At 71.0% G+C, this 17,708-nt stretch carries 17 protein-coding genes; 13 read left to right on the forward strand and 4 right to left on the reverse strand.

From position 1 onward, the window contains the following. Positions 1-84 precede the first annotated feature (84 nt). Positions 85-1,047 (forward strand): DUF5926 family protein, encoded by a 963-nt coding sequence (locus ACNYS0_RS20365; protein WP_422475564.1) that lies wholly within the window; start codon positions 85-87, stop codon positions 1,045-1,047. Positions 1,048-1,297: 250 nt separating this feature from the next. On the opposite strand, the gene ACNYS0_RS20370 is transcribed toward ACNYS0_RS20365, so the two are convergent. Beyond that, positions 1,298-1,993 (reverse strand): hypothetical protein, encoded by a 696-nt coding sequence (locus ACNYS0_RS20370; RefSeq protein WP_422475566.1) that lies wholly within the window; start codon positions 1,991-1,993, stop codon positions 1,298-1,300. Positions 1,994-2,049: 56 nt separating this feature from the next. Next, a complete protein-coding gene (locus ACNYS0_RS20375; protein WP_422475568.1) occupies positions 2,050-2,745 on the reverse strand; it encodes a bifunctional DNA primase/polymerase in 696 nt (231 codons plus the stop codon). Between the two features lie 534 nt (positions 2,746-3,279). Between ACNYS0_RS20375 and ACNYS0_RS20380 the strand changes: the two genes are divergently transcribed. Beyond that, positions 3,280-4,788, forward strand: a complete 1,509-nt coding sequence (locus ACNYS0_RS20380; protein WP_422475570.1) for a PP2C family protein-serine/threonine phosphatase — start codon at positions 3,280-3,282, stop codon at positions 4,786-4,788. A gap of 125 nt (positions 4,789-4,913) precedes the next feature. Continuing rightward, complete coding sequence (locus ACNYS0_RS20385) at positions 4,914-6,404, forward strand: aminopeptidase P family protein (protein WP_422475572.1); 1,491 nt, start codon at positions 4,914-4,916, stop codon at positions 6,402-6,404. A 100-nt stretch (positions 6,405-6,504) separates the two neighbouring features. Here ACNYS0_RS20385 and ACNYS0_RS20390 read toward each other — a convergent pair whose 3' ends face one another. Then, positions 6,505-6,963, reverse strand: coding sequence for an ATP-binding protein (locus ACNYS0_RS20390; RefSeq protein ID WP_422475574.1), 459 nt, complete (start codon positions 6,961-6,963; stop codon positions 6,505-6,507). 191 nt (positions 6,964-7,154) lie between these two features. On the opposite strand from ACNYS0_RS20390, the gene ACNYS0_RS20395 reads away from it, so the two are divergent. From ACNYS0_RS20395 to ACNYS0_RS20440, 10 genes are all read left to right on the forward strand, one after another. Next, a complete protein-coding gene (locus ACNYS0_RS20395; protein ID WP_422475576.1) occupies positions 7,155-7,946 on the forward strand; it encodes a hypothetical protein in 792 nt (263 codons plus the stop codon). Between the two features lie 154 nt (positions 7,947-8,100). After that, a complete protein-coding gene (locus tag ACNYS0_RS20400; RefSeq protein WP_422475578.1) occupies positions 8,101-8,841 on the forward strand; it encodes a YcnI family copper-binding membrane protein in 741 nt (246 codons plus the stop codon). A gap of 78 nt (positions 8,842-8,919) precedes the next feature. Beyond that, a complete protein-coding gene (locus ACNYS0_RS20405) occupies positions 8,920-9,606 on the forward strand; it encodes an SCO family protein (RefSeq protein ID WP_422408418.1) in 687 nt (228 codons plus the stop codon). Next, positions 9,603-10,067: a copper chaperone PCu(A)C gene (locus ACNYS0_RS20410; RefSeq protein ID WP_422475580.1), complete on the forward strand. Its 465-nt coding sequence runs from the start codon at positions 9,603-9,605 to the stop codon at positions 10,065-10,067. Before ACNYS0_RS20405 ends, ACNYS0_RS20410 begins: the two co-directional genes overlap by 4 nt. A gap of 16 nt (positions 10,068-10,083) precedes the next feature. After that, positions 10,084-11,994, forward strand: a complete 1,911-nt coding sequence (locus tag ACNYS0_RS20415) for a copper resistance CopC/CopD family protein (RefSeq protein ID WP_422475582.1) — start codon at positions 10,084-10,086, stop codon at positions 11,992-11,994. 8 nt (positions 11,995-12,002) lie between these two features. Continuing rightward, the gene (gene efeB, locus ACNYS0_RS20420; protein ID WP_422475584.1) at positions 12,003-13,304 is read left to right on the forward strand and encodes an iron uptake transporter deferrochelatase/peroxidase subunit; all 1,302 of its coding nucleotides are present in this window, start codon (positions 12,003-12,005) and stop codon (positions 13,302-13,304) included. 128 nt (positions 13,305-13,432) lie between these two features. After that, positions 13,433-14,368 (forward strand): prephenate dehydratase, encoded by a 936-nt coding sequence (gene pheA, locus ACNYS0_RS20425; protein ID WP_422475586.1) that lies wholly within the window; start codon positions 13,433-13,435, stop codon positions 14,366-14,368. A gap of 641 nt (positions 14,369-15,009) precedes the next feature. Beyond that, positions 15,010-16,281 (forward strand): serine--tRNA ligase, encoded by a 1,272-nt coding sequence (gene serS / locus ACNYS0_RS20430; protein ID WP_422408413.1) that lies wholly within the window; start codon positions 15,010-15,012, stop codon positions 16,279-16,281. Positions 16,282-16,349: 68 nt separating this feature from the next. After that, on the forward strand, positions 16,350-17,177 hold the full coding sequence (locus ACNYS0_RS20435; RefSeq protein ID WP_422475587.1) for an HAD family hydrolase: 828 nt from the start codon (positions 16,350-16,352) through the stop codon (positions 17,175-17,177). Between the two features lie 74 nt (positions 17,178-17,251). Beyond that, complete coding sequence (locus ACNYS0_RS20440; protein WP_422475589.1) at positions 17,252-17,518, forward strand: hypothetical protein; 267 nt, start codon at positions 17,252-17,254, stop codon at positions 17,516-17,518. On the opposite strand, the gene ACNYS0_RS20445 is transcribed toward ACNYS0_RS20440, so the two are convergent. Then, entirely contained in the window at positions 17,478-17,699 is a 222-nt protein-coding gene (locus tag ACNYS0_RS20445; protein ID WP_422475591.1) for an SGM_3592 family protein, read from the reverse strand. The genes ACNYS0_RS20440 and ACNYS0_RS20445 overlap by 41 nt on opposite strands. Positions 17,700-17,708 lie beyond the last annotated feature (9 nt).

The raw sequence follows: 17,708 nt of genomic DNA on the forward strand, positions 1-17,708 counted from the left end.
GTTGGGCTGAATCCCCCTCTTGTCAGTACGAGCGGCTAGGCTCGCCGCCGTACGTACGAGAGCCGTATCCGGGAGACACCCAAGATGGCCAAGAAGCGCCCGCAGACCAAGGGCAAGCCGCACGTCACCGCAGGCGAGGTCCCCGTCGTCGGTGCCCGCGAACCCTGCCCCTGCGGCAGCGGTCGCCGCTACAAGGCCTGCCACGGCCGGGTCGCCGCGCACGCGGTGACCGAGCTGGTGCAGCGCCCCTTCGAGGGCCTGCCCGGCGAGGGCGACTGGGTCGCGCTGCGCGAGCTGGTGCCCGCGGCTACGGTCGAGCTGACCCTGAAGGACGGGCTCCCCGAGGGCGTCCCCTCGGTGACCCTCGCCACCGTGCTGCCCATGGCCTGGCCCGCGCTGCGCCGCGACGACGGCTCGGTCCTGCTCGGCCTTCAGAACGAGACGCCTTCCGGGGACATCAGCCGCGACCTGGCCGACACGCTGCTGCGCGCGCTGACCACGGAGCCGGGCAACCCGGTGCAGACCCGCCGCGCGCCGGCCGACGGTCCGCGCCTTCAGGACGTGCTCGCCCCGGAGGGCACTTTCGAGCCCATCGTGCACACGGGCTTCGAATTCTGGGTGCCGGACTCCGAGAACGCGTCGGGCGAGGTCGCCGCCTCCCTGGAGCGGGCCAACGCCGCGGCGATCCCCACCGTGAAGCTGACCGGCGTGGACAGCGCCTACTGGTGCGAGACGCCGGAGAAGAACCACCTCAGGTGGGTCATGCCGCACGCGGAGGAGAAGCTGCTCGACGCGCTGGCGCGGCTGCACGCGGCCGGCACGTCGTCGCTCGGCGAGGGCACCCGCCTGGTGGGCTCCTTCCGGGCGCACGGCCTGACCGTTCCGGTCTGGGACCTGCCCAGCTCGGTGCGGGCGGAGGACATCGAGAAGCCGGCCGCCGAGTTCGCCGAGCGACTGGCCGGCGCGCTGGCCACGGACGCACCGCTGACCCCGGACGAGCGTCGCGCGCGCGGCGGGCTCACCAACCGACAGGTGACGCTCAGCTGATTCACAGCTTCTGGTGGGCTGACCGACCAGTCAGCCCACCAGGACGGGAAAACCTCTCGAACCGCGAGGTGAGCCGGGTCACAACTCCCGGTAGTTGCAGGTAAATCCATGTCCGAATAGAAGAGTTCGAATTTGCTAACCGGCGATCTCTTGTTACCGTTCAAGTAGCCCGGTTGCTGGTGCATCCCCCGTCGCCAGCAACCGGGCGCTTCCATGTCTGCTCAGCAGCCGCCGGGCCTCAACCCCCGTGCTACGGCGCCGAGTTGCTTCCGGAGCGCAGCAGCAGCGGGCCTTCCCGGCCCTTCGCGTACTCCGCCACCGCCGTGTACTGGCCGGGTTCCCCCCGCGTACGTCCCCGCGGTGTCTCGCACATCCCCGGTTCGTCCTCCGCACCCACGGCACAGTGCAGCTGCACCGTGCGTCCACCGGGTGCCATCAGGGTCAGTACGGCGGCCAGATCCGAGCCCGTCGCGTTGCGGTAATAGGTACGCGCCCAGGTGTCGTGACCCTGGACGAGCACACAGGTCTGCGCCTCGATGCCGTCCGGGGCGGACACTTGGGGACCGCAGTGGGCCTCGGTGGTCAGGCCGAGACCCGTCAGCAGGGAGGGCTTTCCGGCCTCCCGCCCGGCCGGGTTCTCGTCCCTGCTGTCGCCGCTCGCGCTGTCGTCCGACTCGCCACTCGACGTGCCGTTCGACGGGTCGGCGTCATCGGAGACGTCGGCTTCGGTGGCGTCCGCCTTGGTGGCGTCGGCCTCCGCGGCCTTGGTCTCGGTGGCCGGCTGCCGCGTGGGCCCGTCGCCCACGGGGCCCGCGGACGCGCCCGCCAGCGGCAGCGCCGCCGTGAGAACCACCACGGCGAGCAGACCGAACAGCCGCAGTCGCGCGTGCGGCCGCTCCCGCTCGGTCTCGTCCGGGAGCTGGGGGGAGCGTGGCGCGGCAGGCATGCGCCGAAGATATCGGCGCGCACCCCGGCCACCGGCCCGCCGCGCGCCGGATTCCGCTACAACTCGGGCGCACTCACACCCGTACGGGTGAGGGCGTCGACCACCGTGCCGACCACGGCCTCCACATCCGGCACCCACGGGGCCGCGGAACCGGGCAGCGGCGCACGCTCCCAACGCACCTGTCCCGCACCCGAGATCGACGGCGGCAGGGCGAGATATCCGCCCTCCCCGTGGAAGCGCAGCGAGCCGGGCACGAAGTCCTGCGCGTACAGGAGCTCGCCGAGCTGCTCCATCGAGTACGGCGCCACGAGGATCGCGAGCCGCTCCGGCGTCGCGATCACCGGGCCGAGCCGCACGTCCCTGCGCTCGAACGCGGCGAGCGCGCGGGCGCCCGCGACGGCCGGGAGGCTCACCGCGCAGGGCGCGCGCCCCTCCGAGGTACCGGACGGGGCACCGGTGGCGAGCACGATCGGCGCTTCGGGGCGGTTGGTCCACCACCAGCGGACCATGCGCTCATCGGTCGTCGCGGCGAGCAGCCCCGGGTCGAAGGGGTGCGCGCCGGGCACCGTGCACTCCGGGTCGGGGCAGGCGCAGCGGACGCCGTCACGACGGCCTCCCGCTTCGAGCCCTATGCCCGGGAGGACCGGCCACTGCCACGCTGTCGCGAACGTGAGGGCCGCGCTGATCAGGTCAGACTTCCCGTTGTCACGCCTGGACAGGAGCCTGCGTCGCCTTCCGAGGATCTCGCGCATGAGCGCTCGTTCCTTTCCGTAGACCGAAGAGAACGCTATGGGCCACATCACACCATGTGTCGATCAGTCACTGCGCGTACGTGTTGGAGCGCCACACCCCAGCCGGAACCACCGGCCCGAGGCAGGGTTGAACCCCTATAGTCCGAGCGCCTGCTGTGTGCTTTAAAAGCCTGGCGTGGGGTGGCGGCGCCTGGCGTTTGCCGTCCCGCGTATTTCTCGCCGCCGCCGCCGCGGGAGGATGGGACACGGTCGCCGATGGTTATGACGCCCGGTTCCGTCACCAGGTTCCGGACGGATCCCAACTGCCCCTGGTCTTCACCGACTACGTACCCATCACGGCCGTCATGACGCTCTGTCGACCACAGCTGAACAATGCCAGTCGACCGCAATGAGCGCTTCCCCCAGGCAGTTTTTGGCCATCTTCGAACGATCAGGATCGGCTCGGGATCGGAGCGGGATCACATATGAGAACAAAGATCGTTTTTCCTCGAATGCCGTTTGACCACGACAGACACCAGGATTCCCGGTCGGACAATGCTGGACATCCCCCAACGAGTCCGTGTACATGTGGAGGCATTGCTAGCGGCGCAGAATGACATGGGGGTTTGCGATGCTAACGAGCAATATGCACCGGTCGGAAAGCCGGAAGCCATGACAACCCCGCGCCTGCCGAAAGTGGCCGGAATCGATTCCCCTCCTGGACAGGTTCCCTCTCCAGCCCCCAGTACCGCGCCCGCTTCCCCCGTGTCGCAGGTCACACCCGCCCCCGTGGCCCCCGGAGCCGTGATCCAGGACCGGCTCGCGGGGTGGGTCTCCGATCTCACGACGCTGCACGAACTCACGGAACGTCTGGCGCGCACGGCCGCACTCGAGGACGCACTGCACGAACTGCTGCGCGCCGGAGCCGCCCTGGTGGGCGCCCGGCGCGGACTCGTCGTCCTGGAACCGGGCGACGGGCGCGGCCCCGACACCACCGTCGGCCTCGGCCTGTCCAGGCCCGACCTCGGGCACATCGAGACGGTGCCGCGCGGCTCCACCTCGTACGGGCGGATCCTCGACGGGCTGTCCGCCGAGCCCGAGGCGCACGCCGATCTGCTCGCCGATGACGGACTCGACCCGCGCCACCGCGAGGTCGCCGCGCGCCTGGGCTACGCCGCCAGCTACACGATGCCGCTCGCCACCGAGGCGGCCGGCCGGCTCGGCGCCGCGGTCTGGCTCTACGACGAACCGGCCGAGCCCGTCGAGCGCCAGCGCCACCTCATCGGCCTGTACACGCGCTACGCCACCGAACACCTCGCCCGCCTCCTGGAGCTGGAGCGCACGCGCGCGTGGTCACGCACCGTCGCCGACGAGCTGCTGCCGCCGCGCCTGCCCCGGGTCGCCGGGGTGCAGCTCGCCGCCCGGCACCGCACAGGGCCGCGCGGCGGCGGCGACTGGTACGACGCGCTGCCGCTGCCCGAGGGGGCGCTCGGGCTCGCGGTCGGCTCGGTCAGCGGCTCCGGCGCGAGCGCGGTCGCCGCGATGGGCCGGCTGCGCGCCTCCCTGCGGGCGTACGCGGTCATGGAGGGGGAGGACCCGGTGGCGGTCCTGTCCGATCTGGAGCTCCTGTTGCGCCTGACCGAGCCGGCGCGCAGCGCGACCGCCCTCTTCGCCTACTGCGAGCCCGCCCAGCGCAAGATCGTCCTCGCGGGCGCCGGGCACAGCCCGCCCCTGGTGATCGGCGCGCGGCGCACCGAGTACGCCGAGACGACGCTCTCCGCGCCGCTGGGGATGCTCGCCTGCTGGGAGGCGCCGAGCGTCGAGATCACCCCCGAGCCGGGCGAGACCGTGCTGCTGTACACGGACGGCCTGCTGCGCCGCACCGGCGACCCCATGGACCGCGCGTTCGCCCGGCTGCACGCGGCCGCCGCCGGGGTGCCCAGAGCGATCCGTGACGACCCCGGGGCGATCGCCGACCACGTGCTGCGGTCGGTGCTCCCGGACGGCCTCGACGCGGTCGAGAGCGAGGAGGACGTGGTGCTGCTCGCGGCGCGCTTCGAGTGACCTCAGGGGCGCGGTGCGTAACAGGCCCTCCGGCCCTGGACCCCCTTCCGTACGCTCGTACGATGGAGTGGGTCCACTGCCGCATCCAGGGCATTTCACCGGGCCCGCCGCGTCGAGGAGGAACCGTGTCGGAGGAGCTCAACCCGGGCTGTATTGAAGATGCCGCTACCGCAGCGGGTCCGGAGGCCGCCGAGGCCGAGGAGCCCATCAAGCAGCGCAAGAACGGCCTCTACCCGGGCGTGTCCGACGAGCTCGCCGAGAACATGAAGTCCGGCTGGGCCGACACCGAGCTGCACGACCTGCGGCCGATCGCACAGGCCGCCGAGACCGCCGCCCGCCGTGCCGCCCTGTCCGCCCGCTTCCCGGGCGAGCGCCTCGTGGTGCCCGCGGGCAACCTCAAGACCCGCTCGAACGACACGGAGTACGCGTTCCGCGCCTCGGTCGAGTACGCCTACCTGACCGGCAACCAGACGGAGGACGGCGTCCTCGTCATGGAGCCGAAGTCCGGCGGCCACGACGCGACGCTCTACCTGCTGCCGCGCTCCAACCGAGAGAACGGTGAGTTCTGGCTCGACGGCCAGGGCGAGCTGTGGGTCGGCCGCCGCCACTCCCTGACCGAGGCCGAGAAGCACTACGGCATCCCCGCGTCCGACGTGCGCGAGCTCACCGACAAGCTGAGCGAGGTCACCGGCCCCACGCGCGTCGTGCGCGGCTACGACGCCGGCGTCGAGGCCGCCCTGACCGACAAGGTCACCGCCGAGCGCGACGAGGAGCTGAAGGTCTTCCTCTCCGAGGCGCGCGTCGTGAAGGACGCGTTCGAGATCGGCGAGCTCCAGAAGGCCGTCGACTCGACCGTGCGCGGCTTCGAGGACGTCGTGAAGGTGCTCGACAAGGCCGAGGCCACCTCCGAGCGCTACATCGAGGGCACGTTCTTCCTGCGCGCACGCGTGGAGGGCAACGACATCGGCTACGGCTCCATCTGCGCCGCGGGCCCGCACGCCTGCACCCTGCACTGGGTCCGCAACGACGGCGCCGTCCGCTCCGGCGACCTGCTCCTGCTCGACGCCGGCGTGGAGACGCACACGTACTACACCGCCGACGTCACGCGCACGCTGCCCATCAACGGCACGTACAGCGAGCTCCAGCGCAAGATCTACGACGCCGTGTACGAGGCCCAGGAGGCCGGTATCGCGGCCGTGAAGCCGGGCGGCAAGTTCCGGGACTTCCACGACGCCGCGCAGCGGGTGCTCGCCGAGAAGCTCGTCGAGTGGGGCCTGGTCGAGGGCCCGGTCGAGCGCGTCCTGGAGCTGGGGCTCCAGCGCCGCTGGACCCTGCACGGTACCGGTCACATGCTCGGCATGGACGTCCACGACTGCGCCGTCGCGCGCACGGAGGCGTACGTGAACGGCACCCTTGAGCCCGGCATGGTGCTCACGGTCGAGCCCGGTCTGTACTTCCAGGCCGACGACCTGACCGTGCCGGAGGAGTACCGCGGCATCGGCGTCCGCATCGAGGACGACATCCTCGTCACCGAGGACGGCAACAAGAACCTGTCGGCCGGTCTGCCCCGCAAGGCCGACGAGGTCGAGGCGTGGATGGCCCGCCTGAAGGGCTGAGCACCGAAAAACGCGACAAGGAGGGCCGCACCCGATGGTGCGGCCCTCCTTGTCGCGTAAAAGCTCTCCCTGTTGCGAAGAACGGGTGCGAAGAACGGGCTCACACCGCCATCAGCGGCGCGTCCTTCCGCCACTTGAGGATCTTGTCGAAGCTGACCACGGCGCCGCCCCTGCCGGGTCTGTTCACGAAGTGCACATGGTCGGCGAGTTCCTGGATCAGGCACAGGCCGCGGCCGTGCTCCGCGTAGTCGGGCGCCGGGCGGACCGCCACCGCCGCGCGGCCGCCGGCCGCGGTGAAGCCGGGGCCCGTGTCGGCCACTTCGATGCGGCACAGCTCGCCGTCCAGGTACGCGGTGACCCGGAACGCGTCCGACGCCTCGCTCGTCGCCGTGCCGCCGTGCTCCACGGCGTTCGCACACGCCTCGCTGAGCGCGACCGACAGGTCGTAGGAGACATCGGGGTCGACGCCCGCGGTCTCCATGGTGCCCATGAGGAGGCGCCGGGCGAGCGGCACGCTCGCGGCGTCGCGCCGCAGTTGGAGGGACCACCAGATGCTCATGCTCCCGCCTCCCGGCCGCGACTCGACATACCGATACGTATTGCCACCACCGGCCCGGCGCAATCGCTCAGTTGACGTGATGACGCCCATACGGCCCACGCGCATACGGGGGTCATCGGTGTACGGGAGATTCCCGACCTTGCGGACCTGCCGTATGGAGCGTGTGAAGCCAGTGCGATGATGAGGCCGCCATGTCTGCCCCCCACGAGCGCCAGGCGCGCAGCGCGGCCGATCTCCGGCTGCTCAGGGCCGCGGTGTTCGCCGCGGTCTGCGTCATGCTGTCCGCGGCGGGGCACGTCCTCGGTTCGACGGCCACCGTCCCGCTGTGGACGCTGTCGCTCGGCTTCCTCGCCGTCTTCTGTGTGGCCCTGCCGCTGACGGGACGCGAGCGGTCGCTGCCGGGCATCGCCGCCACGCTGGGGGCCGGACAGATCGCGCTGCACAGCCTCTTCGGCCTCGGCCAGCAGCACGCCATGAACACGGCCGTCGCTTCGGGCCGGCCCTCGGCGGTCGAGCGGGCCGCGCGGCTCATGTGCGGGGCGGGCGCGTCGACGCTCAGCCCGGCGCAGGCCCGGCGGATCCTCGACAACGCGCGCGTGCCGTCCGGCGAATCGCACCACATGGCGGGCGCCGCCGACTCCACGATGTCGCTGCTGCCGTCCCTGCCGATGCTGCTCGGGCACCTGCTCGCCGCGGCCGGCGCCGGCTGGCTGCTGCGCCACGGCGACCTCGCGCTGAGCCGCATCGCCCGGCTCTCGCGGCTCTCCGCGCAGAGCGTCGCCCTCGCGGCTCCCATCCGTTCGTTGCGGGCCGCCCTCGGCCTCGTACGCGCGCTCAAGGCCGGGCTCCAGGGTGCGAGCGCGCTGCCGTGCGCCGCTCGTGCCGGGTTCGCCGAACCACCGGCGCTGCGGGCGGCGGCACTCCAGCACTCGGTGAGCAGGCGCGGGCCACCCGCGGCCGACACGTTCCTTCTCGCTGCCTGAACGGCACGCGTACTCCACCCCGTACTGCGGGGGTGAGCCGTGCCGTGCGGCACGCGCGCGCACCCGCTTCTTCGCCGCCCACGTAGTGCGGCGTTCCGCGGTCGCGCCCCCTCACCTTTCGCTGAATCCCGCTGAACGTGGAGTTCTCCCTGTCATGAAGAAGATGTCCCGCGCCGCTCTCGTCGGTGCCGCCGCCGTCTCCTCCGTCGTCCTCGTGTCCGCCCCCGCCTTCGCGCACGTGAGCGTGCAGCCGGAGGGCGAGGCCGCCAAGGGCGACTACGCCGTCGTCGACTTCAAGGTGCCCAACGAGCGCGACGATGCCGCGACCACCAAGGTCGAGGTCAACTTCCCGACCGAGCACCCGCTCGCCTCGGTGATGCCCGAGCCCGTGCCCGGCTGGAAGGCCGACGTCACCAAGACGAAGCTCGACAAGCCGATGGAGATGCACGGCGAGAAGATCACCGAGGCCGTCTCCAAGGTCACCTGGACCGCGACCGGTTCGGAGAAGGACAAGGGCGTGCAGCCCGGCTACTTCCAGAAGTTCCCGGTGTCCATCGGCCAGCTGCCGACCGACACCGACCAGCTCGTCTTCAAGGCGATCCAGAGTTACGACAACAAGGAGGTCGTGCGCTGGATCGAGCCGCAGCAGAAGGGCCAGGAGGAGCCGGAGAACCCGGCGCCCACCCTTGAGCTCTCCGCCGCGGCCGACGACGGGCACGGTGCCTCGGGCGCCTCCGACGACGGCGCCAAGAAGGAGGCCGCGGCCGCGACCACGGATTCCGGCGGTTCCGGCAGCGACACCACCGCACGCACCCTCGGCATCGTCGGCATCGTCATCGGCGCCGCCGGTGTGGCGTTCGGCGTCACGGCGGGCCGTCGGCGTACCAACAGCTGAGCCACCTTCGGTGGGTGCCGGGGTCGCGGTGAGCGGCCCCGGCGCTCGCCGGCCACCTCACATCTGGGACATTTTTCTATGCGCAACCCCCGCAAGAACACGACGTTCAACAGGAAGAGCCTGCTGGCCGCGGTCGGCCTGGTCACGGTCGCGACCTTCGCCCTGTCCGCCTGCGGCAGCGGCGACGACAGCGGCAAGCCGGTCGCCGAGGTGTCATCCGACTCGGGCAGCTCGCAGAAGGCCGCGACGGTCCTCGACAAGCCCTTCAAGAAGCCGGACCTGGTCCTCACCGACACCCACGGCAAGAAGTTCGACCTGCGCGAGCAGACCAAGAACAAGCCGACGCTGATCTACTTCGGCTACACGCACTGCCCCGACGTCTGCCCGCTGACGATGAGCAACATCGCCGTCGCCAAGAAGTCGCTGCCCAAGGCCGAGCAGGACAAGCTCCAGGTCGTCTTCGTCACCACCGACCCGGACCGCGACACCCCGTCCGTGCTCGGCAAGTGGCTCAAGGCGCAGGACTCCGACTTCATCGGCCTGACCGGCGACTTCGCCACCATCCAGGGCAGCGCCCGCACGCTCGGCATCTCCATCGAGCCGACGCAGAAGGACAAGAAGGGCAAGCTCGTGTCGATGCACGGCACCCAGGTCATCGCCTTCTCGCCGAAGAACGACGCCGGTTACGTGCTGTACGGCGAGGACGCCACCGTCGACGACTACACCAAGGACCTCCCCAAGATCATCAAGGGGGAGAAGCCGTGAGGCGCGCACCCCTCGCACTCGGCGCCGTCACGCTCGCGGCGGGGCTCGCCCTGACCGCCTGCGGCTCCGGCTCCGAGGCCGCCGACAAGCCCGACCTGAAGGTCGAGGGCGCGTTCATCCCCGCGCCCGCCTCCGGCGACATGGCGGCCGGGTTCTTCACCGTGCACAACAAGGGCGCCGCCGACACCCTCACGTCCGTGAGCAGCGGCATCTCCCAGAAGGTCACCCTGCACACCACCAAGGGCGGCGTGATGAAGGAGCAGAAGTCCTTCGCCGTGCCCGCGAACGGCGAGCTCGACTTCGAACGCGGCGGCAACCACCTCATGTTCGAGAACCTGAAGCGCAAGCCCGCGGAGGGCGACAAGGTGTCGGTACAGCTGCACTTCGCCAAGTCCGGGACCGTCAAGGTCTCCTTCCCGGTGAAGGTCGCCACCTACAACCCGTCGCACGCTTCGCACTGAAGGGGCTGACTCGTACGTGAAGACCATCGCTCCCCGCACCTGGCAGCTGGTGCTGCTCTTCCTCGCCGTGACCGGCGCGCTCCTGGCCGGCGGCGCACCCGCGTCCGCGCACGCCGCCCTGACCGGGAGCGATCCCAAGCAAGGAGCGGTGGTCGACTCGGCGCCGAAGAAGGTGTCGCTCACCTTCTCCGAGAGCGTCGCGATCTCCGACGGCGCGGTCCGCGTGCTCGACCCCGCGGGCAAGCGCGTCGACGACGGCAAGATCACCCACCCCGGCGGCACGACCTACGCGGTGGGGCTGCACTCCGGCCTGCCCGACGGCACGTTCACCATCGCCTACCAGGTCGTCTCCGCCGACAGCCACCCCGTCGCCGGCGCCTACACGTTCTCCGTCGGCGCGCCCTCCAAGACCTCCGCGGTGGTGACCGACCAGAACGCGGGCGGGGGCGTCGTCGGCGGGATCTACGACGTCGCCCGCTACGTCTCGTACGCGGGCTTCGCGCTGCTCGTGGGCGGCGCCGCGTTCGTGCTCGGATGCTGGCGGCGCGGCGCGGGCAGCAGGCCGGTGCAGCGCGTCGTGGTCGGCGCCTGGATCGCGCTCACCGCCGCCACCCTGGCCATGCTGCTGATGCGCGGCTCGTACACCGGGTCCGGGAAGGTCGGCGACATCTTCGACATGGCGCTGCTCGGCCAGGTCCTTCAGACCAAGACCGGCGCCGCGCTCACGTCCCGGCTGCTGCTGCTCGCGGCCGCGGCCCTCTTCATCGCGGTGCTCTTCGGGGCGTACGCGAAGAAGAACGAGGAGCCCGGTGAGGGCGAAGGGGACACCGCGGCCAACGAGCGGAACGACCTCACCTTCGGGCTCTCCGTCGGCGGCGGCGTCGTCGCGGCCGGGCTCGCCGCCACCTGGGCCATGGCCGAGCACGCCTCGACCGGCCTCCAGGCGGGCCTCGCGATGCCCGTCGACGTGCTGCACCTGCTGGCCGTCGCTGCCTGGCTCGGCGGGCTGACCACGCTGCTCGTCGCCCTGTACCGGGTGCCGACGATCGAGGGCTCGGCCGTGCGCCGCTTCTCCCGGGTCGCCTTTTGCAGCGTCCTCGTCCTCGTCGCGACCGGGCTCTACCAGTCGTGGCGCCAGGTCGGCTCCTGGTCGGCGCTGACCGGGACGACGTACGGGCAGCTCCTGATGGTGAAGGTCGGGCTCGTCGCCGTGCTCGTCGGCGTCGCCTGGATCTCCCGTAAGTGGACGGGGCAGCTCACCGAGACCGTGGCCGCCGCACCGGCGCGGGAGCACGCACCCGAGGTCTCGGAGGAGAAGGAGCCGGTCTCCGTGGCCGCCGGAGGAAAGGGCACGGACCCCGAGCGCGCCGCCCAGCTCGCCCGACAGCGCGCCGCGATGGCGAACGCGCGCGAGAAGCGGGTGCGCGACGCCGATCCGCACCGCTTCGGGCTGCGCCGCTCGGTGCTCGTCGAGGCGGGCATCGCGGTCGTCCTGCTCGCCGTCACCACCGTGCTGACATCCACCGAGCCCGGCCGCACCGAGGAAGAGGCCAAGTCCGCCACCTCGGCCGCGCAGGCCCAGACCGGACCGCTCTCCCTGAAGCTGCCGTTCGACACCGGCGGCGCGGACGGCAAGGGCACCGCCCTCCTGGAGATGGACCCCGGACGCACCGGCAACAACGAGATGCACCTCTACGTGGAGCGGCCGAACGGCAAGGCCTTCGACGTCCCCGAGGTGAAGATCGCCCTCACCCAGGAGGCGAAGAAGATCGGGCCGCTGCCCGTCGTGCCCGACCACATCGCCACAGGACACTGGACGGCGAGCGGTGTGCAGCTCCCCGTGGCGGGCGACTGGAAGGTCGCGCTGACCGTGCGCACCTCGGACATCGACCAGATCACCATCACCAAGAACGCGAAGATCGGCTGACCAGCCCCATGGACGACACGACTGACACGACCGACACGGCCGGGTCCAAGCGCGGCACCGGATCCTCCCCGCAGGCCGCGGGCATCTCGCGCCGCCGCCTGATCGGGACGGCGGGTGCCACCGGCGTCGCCCTCGGCGCCGTCGGCGCGGGCGCGGGGTACGCCGTGGCGTCCTCGAACTCCCCCGAGCCGCAGGCCACGTTGACCACGATCGGGGCCGACGAGGTGATGTTTCACGGGAAACATCAGCCCGGCATCACCACCGCGATGCAGTCCCGCGGCCATCTCGTCGCGTTCGACCTGGCGGCGGGCGCCGGGCGCAAGGAGGCGGCGGCCCTGCTGCGCCGCTGGTCGGCCACGGCCGAGCGGCTGATGGCGGGCGAGCCCTCGGCCTCGGACGACACGGATGTGGCCCGGGACGCGGGCCCCTCCTCGCTGACGATCACCTTCGGCTTCGGACACGGCTTCTTCTCCCGTACGGGACTGGAGAAGCAGCGCCCCGCCGCCCTCGACCCGCTGCCGGACTTCTACTCCGACCACCTCGACAAGGCGCGCAGCAACGGCGACCTGTGGGTGCAGATCGGCGCCAACGACTCGCTCGTCGCCTTCCACGCGCTGCGCGCGATCCAGAAGGACACGGGCGGCGCGGCCAAGCTGCGCTGGCAGATGAACGGCTTCAACCGCTCGCCGGGCGCCACCGCCCACCCGATGACGGTCCGCAACCTGATGGGCCAGGTCGACGGCACGGGCAACCCGAAGCCCGCCGACAAGGACTTCAACAAGCGGATCTTCGTGCCGGACGGGGGCTCCGCGCAGTCCCCCGCGTGGATGGCCGGCGGCTCGTACGTCGTCGTGCGCCGGATCCGGATGCTCCTCGACGACTGGGAGAAGCTGTCGACGGCGGCGCAGGAACATGTCATCGGGCGCAAGAAATCGAACGGCGCCCCGCTGACCGGCGGCAAGGAGACCACCGAGCCGGACCTGGAGAAGACGGACGCGAGCGGCGACCTCGTCATCCCGCTCAACGCGCACGCCCGGATCACCCGGCCCGACCAGAACGGCGGCTCCGCGCTGCTGCGCCGCCCGTTCTCGTACCACGACGGCTACGACGAGGACGGCGCCCCGGACGCGGGCCTGCTCTTCATCTGCTGGCAGGCGGACCCGCTGCGCGGCTTCGTGCCGGTGCAGCGCAAGCTCGACCGCGGCGACGCCCTGTCGAAGTTCATCCGGCACGAGGCGAGCGGGCTCTTCGCGGTGCCGGGCGGCGCCGAAAAGGGCGGCTATGTGGGGCAGGCGTTGCTGGAGGGGTGAGCGGTCCCGGGTGGGACCGCCGCCGGTCCCGGGTAGGACCACCGCCGATCCGGGTGGGGCCGCCGCCGGCCCCGGTGGCACGTGACGCACCCGGGGCCCGGCCCCGTACGGCGCATTAGGGTGAGCCCATGCCAGCCAGCTACGCGTATCTCGGCCCCGAGGGCACCTTCACCGAAGTCGCCCTGCGCACGCTCCCGGAGACGGCCACCCGGGAACTCGTCCCCGTCGTGTCCGTGCCCGCGGCGCTCGACGCCGTCCGCAACGGCGAGGCCGAGGCCGCGTTCGTGCCGATCGAGAACTCCGTCGAGGGCGGCATCACCACGACCCTCGACGAGCTGGTCGCCGGCGAGCCGCTGATGATCTACCGCGAGGTGCTGCTCGACATCACCTTCGCCCTCCTGGTGCGCCCCGGCACCCAGATCTCCGACATCAAGACGGTCACCGCGCACCCGGCCGCCCAGCCGCAGGTTCGCAACTGGATGAAGGGCCACCTGGCCGAGGACGTGACCTGGGAGTCCGCGGCCTCGAACGCCGACGGCGCGCGCCTCGTGCAGGAAGGGCGCTACGACGCCGCGTTCGCGGGCGAGTTCGCGGCCGAGAAGTACGGGCTCGTGCCGCTGGTCACCGAGATCCACGACGCGGAGAACGCGCAGACCCGCTTCGTCCTGGTCGGCAGGCCGGCCCGGCCCGCGGCACCCACCGGCGCGGACAAGACCTCCGTCGTCATCTGGCAGCGCGACGACCACCCCGGTGGGCTGATGGAACTGCTCCAGGAGTTCGCCATCCGCGGGGTCAACCTGGTGCTGTTGCAGTCCCGGCCCACCGGCACGGGCATCGGCGACTACTGCTTCGCGATCGACGCGGAGGGGCACATCACGGACCGCCGGGTGGCGGAGGCACTGATGGGGCTGAAGCGGGCCTGCCCGGAGGTGCGCTACCTCGGCTCGTATCCGCGGGCGGGCGTCGCCGTCGAGGAGGTGCGCCCGCCGCGCTCGGGGACCTCGGACGGCGAGTTCGTGGCGGCGTCGGACTGGCTGGCGCGCTGCCAGGACGGCCGGTTCTGACGCCTCGGCCGTAGCCGGCCGCACACCCCTGCCGGATCCGAGTTGTCCACCGCCGGATCCGGCTCCTTTTTGTCTGGACACCCGGTCCTACCAGCGGATTTTCTTCATCCACAGAAGTTATCCACAGGGCGCCTTCTCGACCTGGGGACAAGTCGACAGGAAGGTGCCGGTTGGTCGACAAATCGGCCCACAGCCCCCAGATGCGTCCACAGCCCGGCAGGTCACCCTTCGTCCAGGCATTTGTCGTGATCAACTCTTTGGAGTGAAGCATTTCCACCCGAAAGTGAGCTTGCGCGCGGTTTGAGAGGGGAATTCTTCGTTACGCATGTGGCTTTCGGAATGATCTCCTCCGGGATCCACAGATCATTCCCACAGCCTGTGGATAACTTTTCCGGCCTGTGCGTCGCTGTGGACAGCGGGCCCCAACTCCCGTCCGCGACAAGGGGATCAGGTCAAGGCGAAGTGCCGCATCTGCCCCTTTCAAGGGAAAGCGGCGGCTTTCCTTGACGCACCCCGCAGGCCCGATGTGGATCTTTTCCAGCCGCGCTCCACCCTTAATTCACATTCCGGCAAATAGGGCATAAGGGAGTGCAACGGATATCGGGTCGTTGGCCGGAAGCGGGCAACGGTAGCCTTGAGGGGTGATTGACCTTCGCCTGCTCCGTGAGGACCCCGACCGTGTTCGCGCCTCCCAGCGCGCCCGTGGAGAGGACGTCGCGCTCGTCGACTCCGTCCTGTCCGCCGATGAGCGGCGCAGGTCGTCCGGGCTCCGCTTCGACGAACTCCGTTCCGAGCAGAAGTCGCTCGGCAAGCTGATCCCCAAGGCCACGCCCGAGGAGAAGCAGGAACTCCTCAAGAAGACGGGCGAGCTCTCCGCCGCCGTCAAGGCCGCCGAGGCCGAGCAGCGCGAGGCCGAGGAGGAGACGCAGCGCCTGGCCCTCCAGCTGGGCAACATCGTGCACCCCGACGTCCCGCGCGGCGGCGAGGAGGACTTCGTCGTCCTGGAGACGCACGGCACGATCCGCGACTTCGGTGCCGAGGGCTTCGAGCCCAAGGACCACCTGGAGCTCGGCGAGGCGCTCGGCGCCATCGACGTCGAGCGCGGCGCGAAGGTCTCCGGCTCGCGCTTCTACTACCTGACGGGCGTCGGCGCGCTCCTCGAGCTCGCGCTCGTCAACGCGGCGATCGCGCAGGCCACCGAGGCCGGCTTCACGCCGATGCTGACCCCGGCCCTGGTGCGCCCGCGCGCCATGGAGGGCACGGGCTTCCTCGGCCAGGCCGCGGAGAACGTGTACCACCTGGAGAAGGACGACTACTACCTGGTCGGCACCTCCGAGGTCCCGCTCGCCGCGTACCACATGGACGAGATCGTGGAGCGCGACCAGCTGCCGCTGCGCTACGCCGGTTTCTCCCCGTGCTTCCGCCGCGAGGCCGGCACGTACGGCAAGGACACCCGCGGCATCTTCCGTGTGCACCAGTTCGACAAGGTCGAGATGTTCTCGTACGTCGACCCGGAGGACGCGCAGAACGAGCACCAGCGCCTCCTGGAGTGGGAGAAGCAGTGGCTGACCGGCCTCGAGCTGCCCTTCCAGGTGATCGACGTCGCCACCGGTGACCTCGGCTCCTCCGCCTCGCGCAAGTTCGACTGCGAGGCCTGGATCCCGACCCAGGGCAAGTACCGCGAGCTGACCTCGGCCTCGAACTGCGACGGGTTCCAGGCGCGCCGCCTGTCGATCCGGATGCGGGACGGCAAGAAGACGCAGCCGCTCGCGACGCTGAACGGCACGCTGTGCGCCGTCCCGCGCACGATCGTCGCGATCCTGGAGAATCACCAGCAGGCCGACGGCTCGGTGCGGGTTCCGGAGATGCTCCGCCCCTACCTTGGGGGACGCACCACCCTGGACCCCAAGTAATCGCAGACTGAGCGGCCCGACGGGCCCGCGCGGCCTGAACAGCCCGACAGCCTGGAGCCGAACGCCAAGTGAGCCACCCCGCTCCCCTCGCCCCTGCCTTTCCGTACAAGCTCGTGGCGACCGATCTCGACGGAACGTTGCTGCGTTCCGACGACACGGTCTCCGAGCGCACGCGTGAGGCGCTCACCGCGGCCACCGCGGCGGGCGCCGCGCACATCATCGTGACCGGCAGGGCCGTGCCCTGGACCCGGCACATCCTCGACGACCTCGGCTACGAGGGCCTCGCGGTGTGCGGCCAGGGCGCGCAGGTCTATCACGCGGGGGAGCACCGGCTGCTCACCTCGGTGACGCTCGACCGGCAGCTGGCGGGGATCGCGCTCGCCAAGATCGAGGCCGAGATCGGTCCGCTGGCGCTCGCCGCGAGCCGCGACGGCATCGAGGGCGAGGTCATCGTCGGCCCCGGCTACCAGGTGCAGGACGGTCCGCTTCCGGTCGTCCCGTTCACCGAGCTCGCGGAGCTGTGGGCGCAGCCGCTCAACAAGGTGTACGTGCAGCACCCGGGCCTGACCGACGACCAGCTGGCGGAGGTCGCGCGCACCGCCGCCGGCGGCCTGGTGAGCGTCACGATGGCGGGCGAGGGCATCGTGGAGCTGCTCCCGCTCGGCCTGTCCAAGGCCACGGGGCTTTCGCTGGCGGCCCGTCGCCTGGGTGCGAAGGCCGTCGACACGATCGCCTTCGGCGACATGCCCAACGACATCCCGATGTTCGGCTGGGCGGCCCACGGCGTGGCGATGTCGAACGCCCACGACGAGCTGAAGTCGGTGGCCAACGAGGTGACGTCGTCGAACGAGGACGACGGGATCGCCGTGGTGCTGGAGCGCTTGCTCGCGGCTTGATGTGCCCGCACGCATCGAGGGCCGGTCCCGGTTGAACCGGGGCCGGCCCTCGATGCGATGGGTGGGCGGCCCGCGTGCCACGGAAGAAGGACACGCGCTCGAAGCGGCCGCCCCGGGCGGCCTCCGTGACGGGCTCGACGGAGTGCGATGACTACTCCGGAGCCTGCCTCGGGCCGCCCTGCCGGGAGCTCGACGGACTGAACGACATCGCCGCGCTCCTCTCCCGGTCCTCGGACGCCACGGTCGGCGTGCTGACTCAACTACTGTGCCGCGCGGCGGAGTTCGACGCCACCGAATTAATCAGCGGCGGCGGCGCCACCCGCGACGTCGTACCTTGCTGAAGAACCACCCCGCGGGCGGCTCGTCCGAACGCCACGGCTGGGGCTCGGGCCCGCCGTCGCGCCACCGCTCGGCGAGCATCCGGGCCCGCGCGGACGGTTCGGTCGCCTCGGCGGCGCGGATGAAGTCGGTGTCCAGGACCACGTCGTCCCGGGCGTCGTCGTTCTTCGGTTCGCCTGCCATGTTCCGTCC

Source organism: Streptomyces anthophorae, from assembly GCF_049310305.1.
Classification (GTDB): Bacteria; Actinomycetota; Actinomycetes; order Streptomycetales; family Streptomycetaceae; genus Streptomyces.

Excerpts from the sequence above, each read along its gene's own strand:
- ACNYS0_RS20445 (WP_422475591.1), bottom strand. The coding sequence starts at position 17,699 with ATGGCAGGCGAACCGAAGAACGACGACGCCCGGGACGACGTGGTCCTG.
- ACNYS0_RS20400 (WP_422475578.1), top strand. The coding sequence starts at position 8,101 with ATGAAGAAGATGTCCCGCGCCGCTCTCGTCGGTGCCGCCGCCGTCTCC.
- ACNYS0_RS20370 (WP_422475566.1), bottom strand. The coding sequence starts at position 1,993 with ATGCCTGCCGCGCCACGCTCCCCCCAGCTCCCGGACGAGACCGAGCGG.
- ACNYS0_RS20380 (WP_422475570.1), top strand. The coding sequence starts at position 3,280 with ATGCTGGACATCCCCCAACGAGTCCGTGTACATGTGGAGGCATTGCTA.
- efeB (WP_422475584.1), top strand. The coding sequence starts at position 12,003 with ATGGACGACACGACTGACACGACCGACACGGCCGGGTCCAAGCGCGGC.
- ACNYS0_RS20395 (WP_422475576.1), top strand. The coding sequence starts at position 7,155 with ATGTCTGCCCCCCACGAGCGCCAGGCGCGCAGCGCGGCCGATCTCCGG.
- ACNYS0_RS20390 (WP_422475574.1), bottom strand. The coding sequence starts at position 6,963 with ATGAGCATCTGGTGGTCCCTCCAACTGCGGCGCGACGCCGCGAGCGTG.
- ACNYS0_RS20375 (WP_422475568.1), bottom strand. The coding sequence starts at position 2,745 with ATGCGCGAGATCCTCGGAAGGCGACGCAGGCTCCTGTCCAGGCGTGAC.
- pheA (WP_422475586.1), top strand. The coding sequence starts at position 13,433 with ATGCCAGCCAGCTACGCGTATCTCGGCCCCGAGGGCACCTTCACCGAA.
- ACNYS0_RS20405 (WP_422408418.1), top strand. The coding sequence starts at position 8,920 with ATGCGCAACCCCCGCAAGAACACGACGTTCAACAGGAAGAGCCTGCTG.
- ACNYS0_RS20365 (WP_422475564.1), top strand. The coding sequence starts at position 85 with ATGGCCAAGAAGCGCCCGCAGACCAAGGGCAAGCCGCACGTCACCGCA.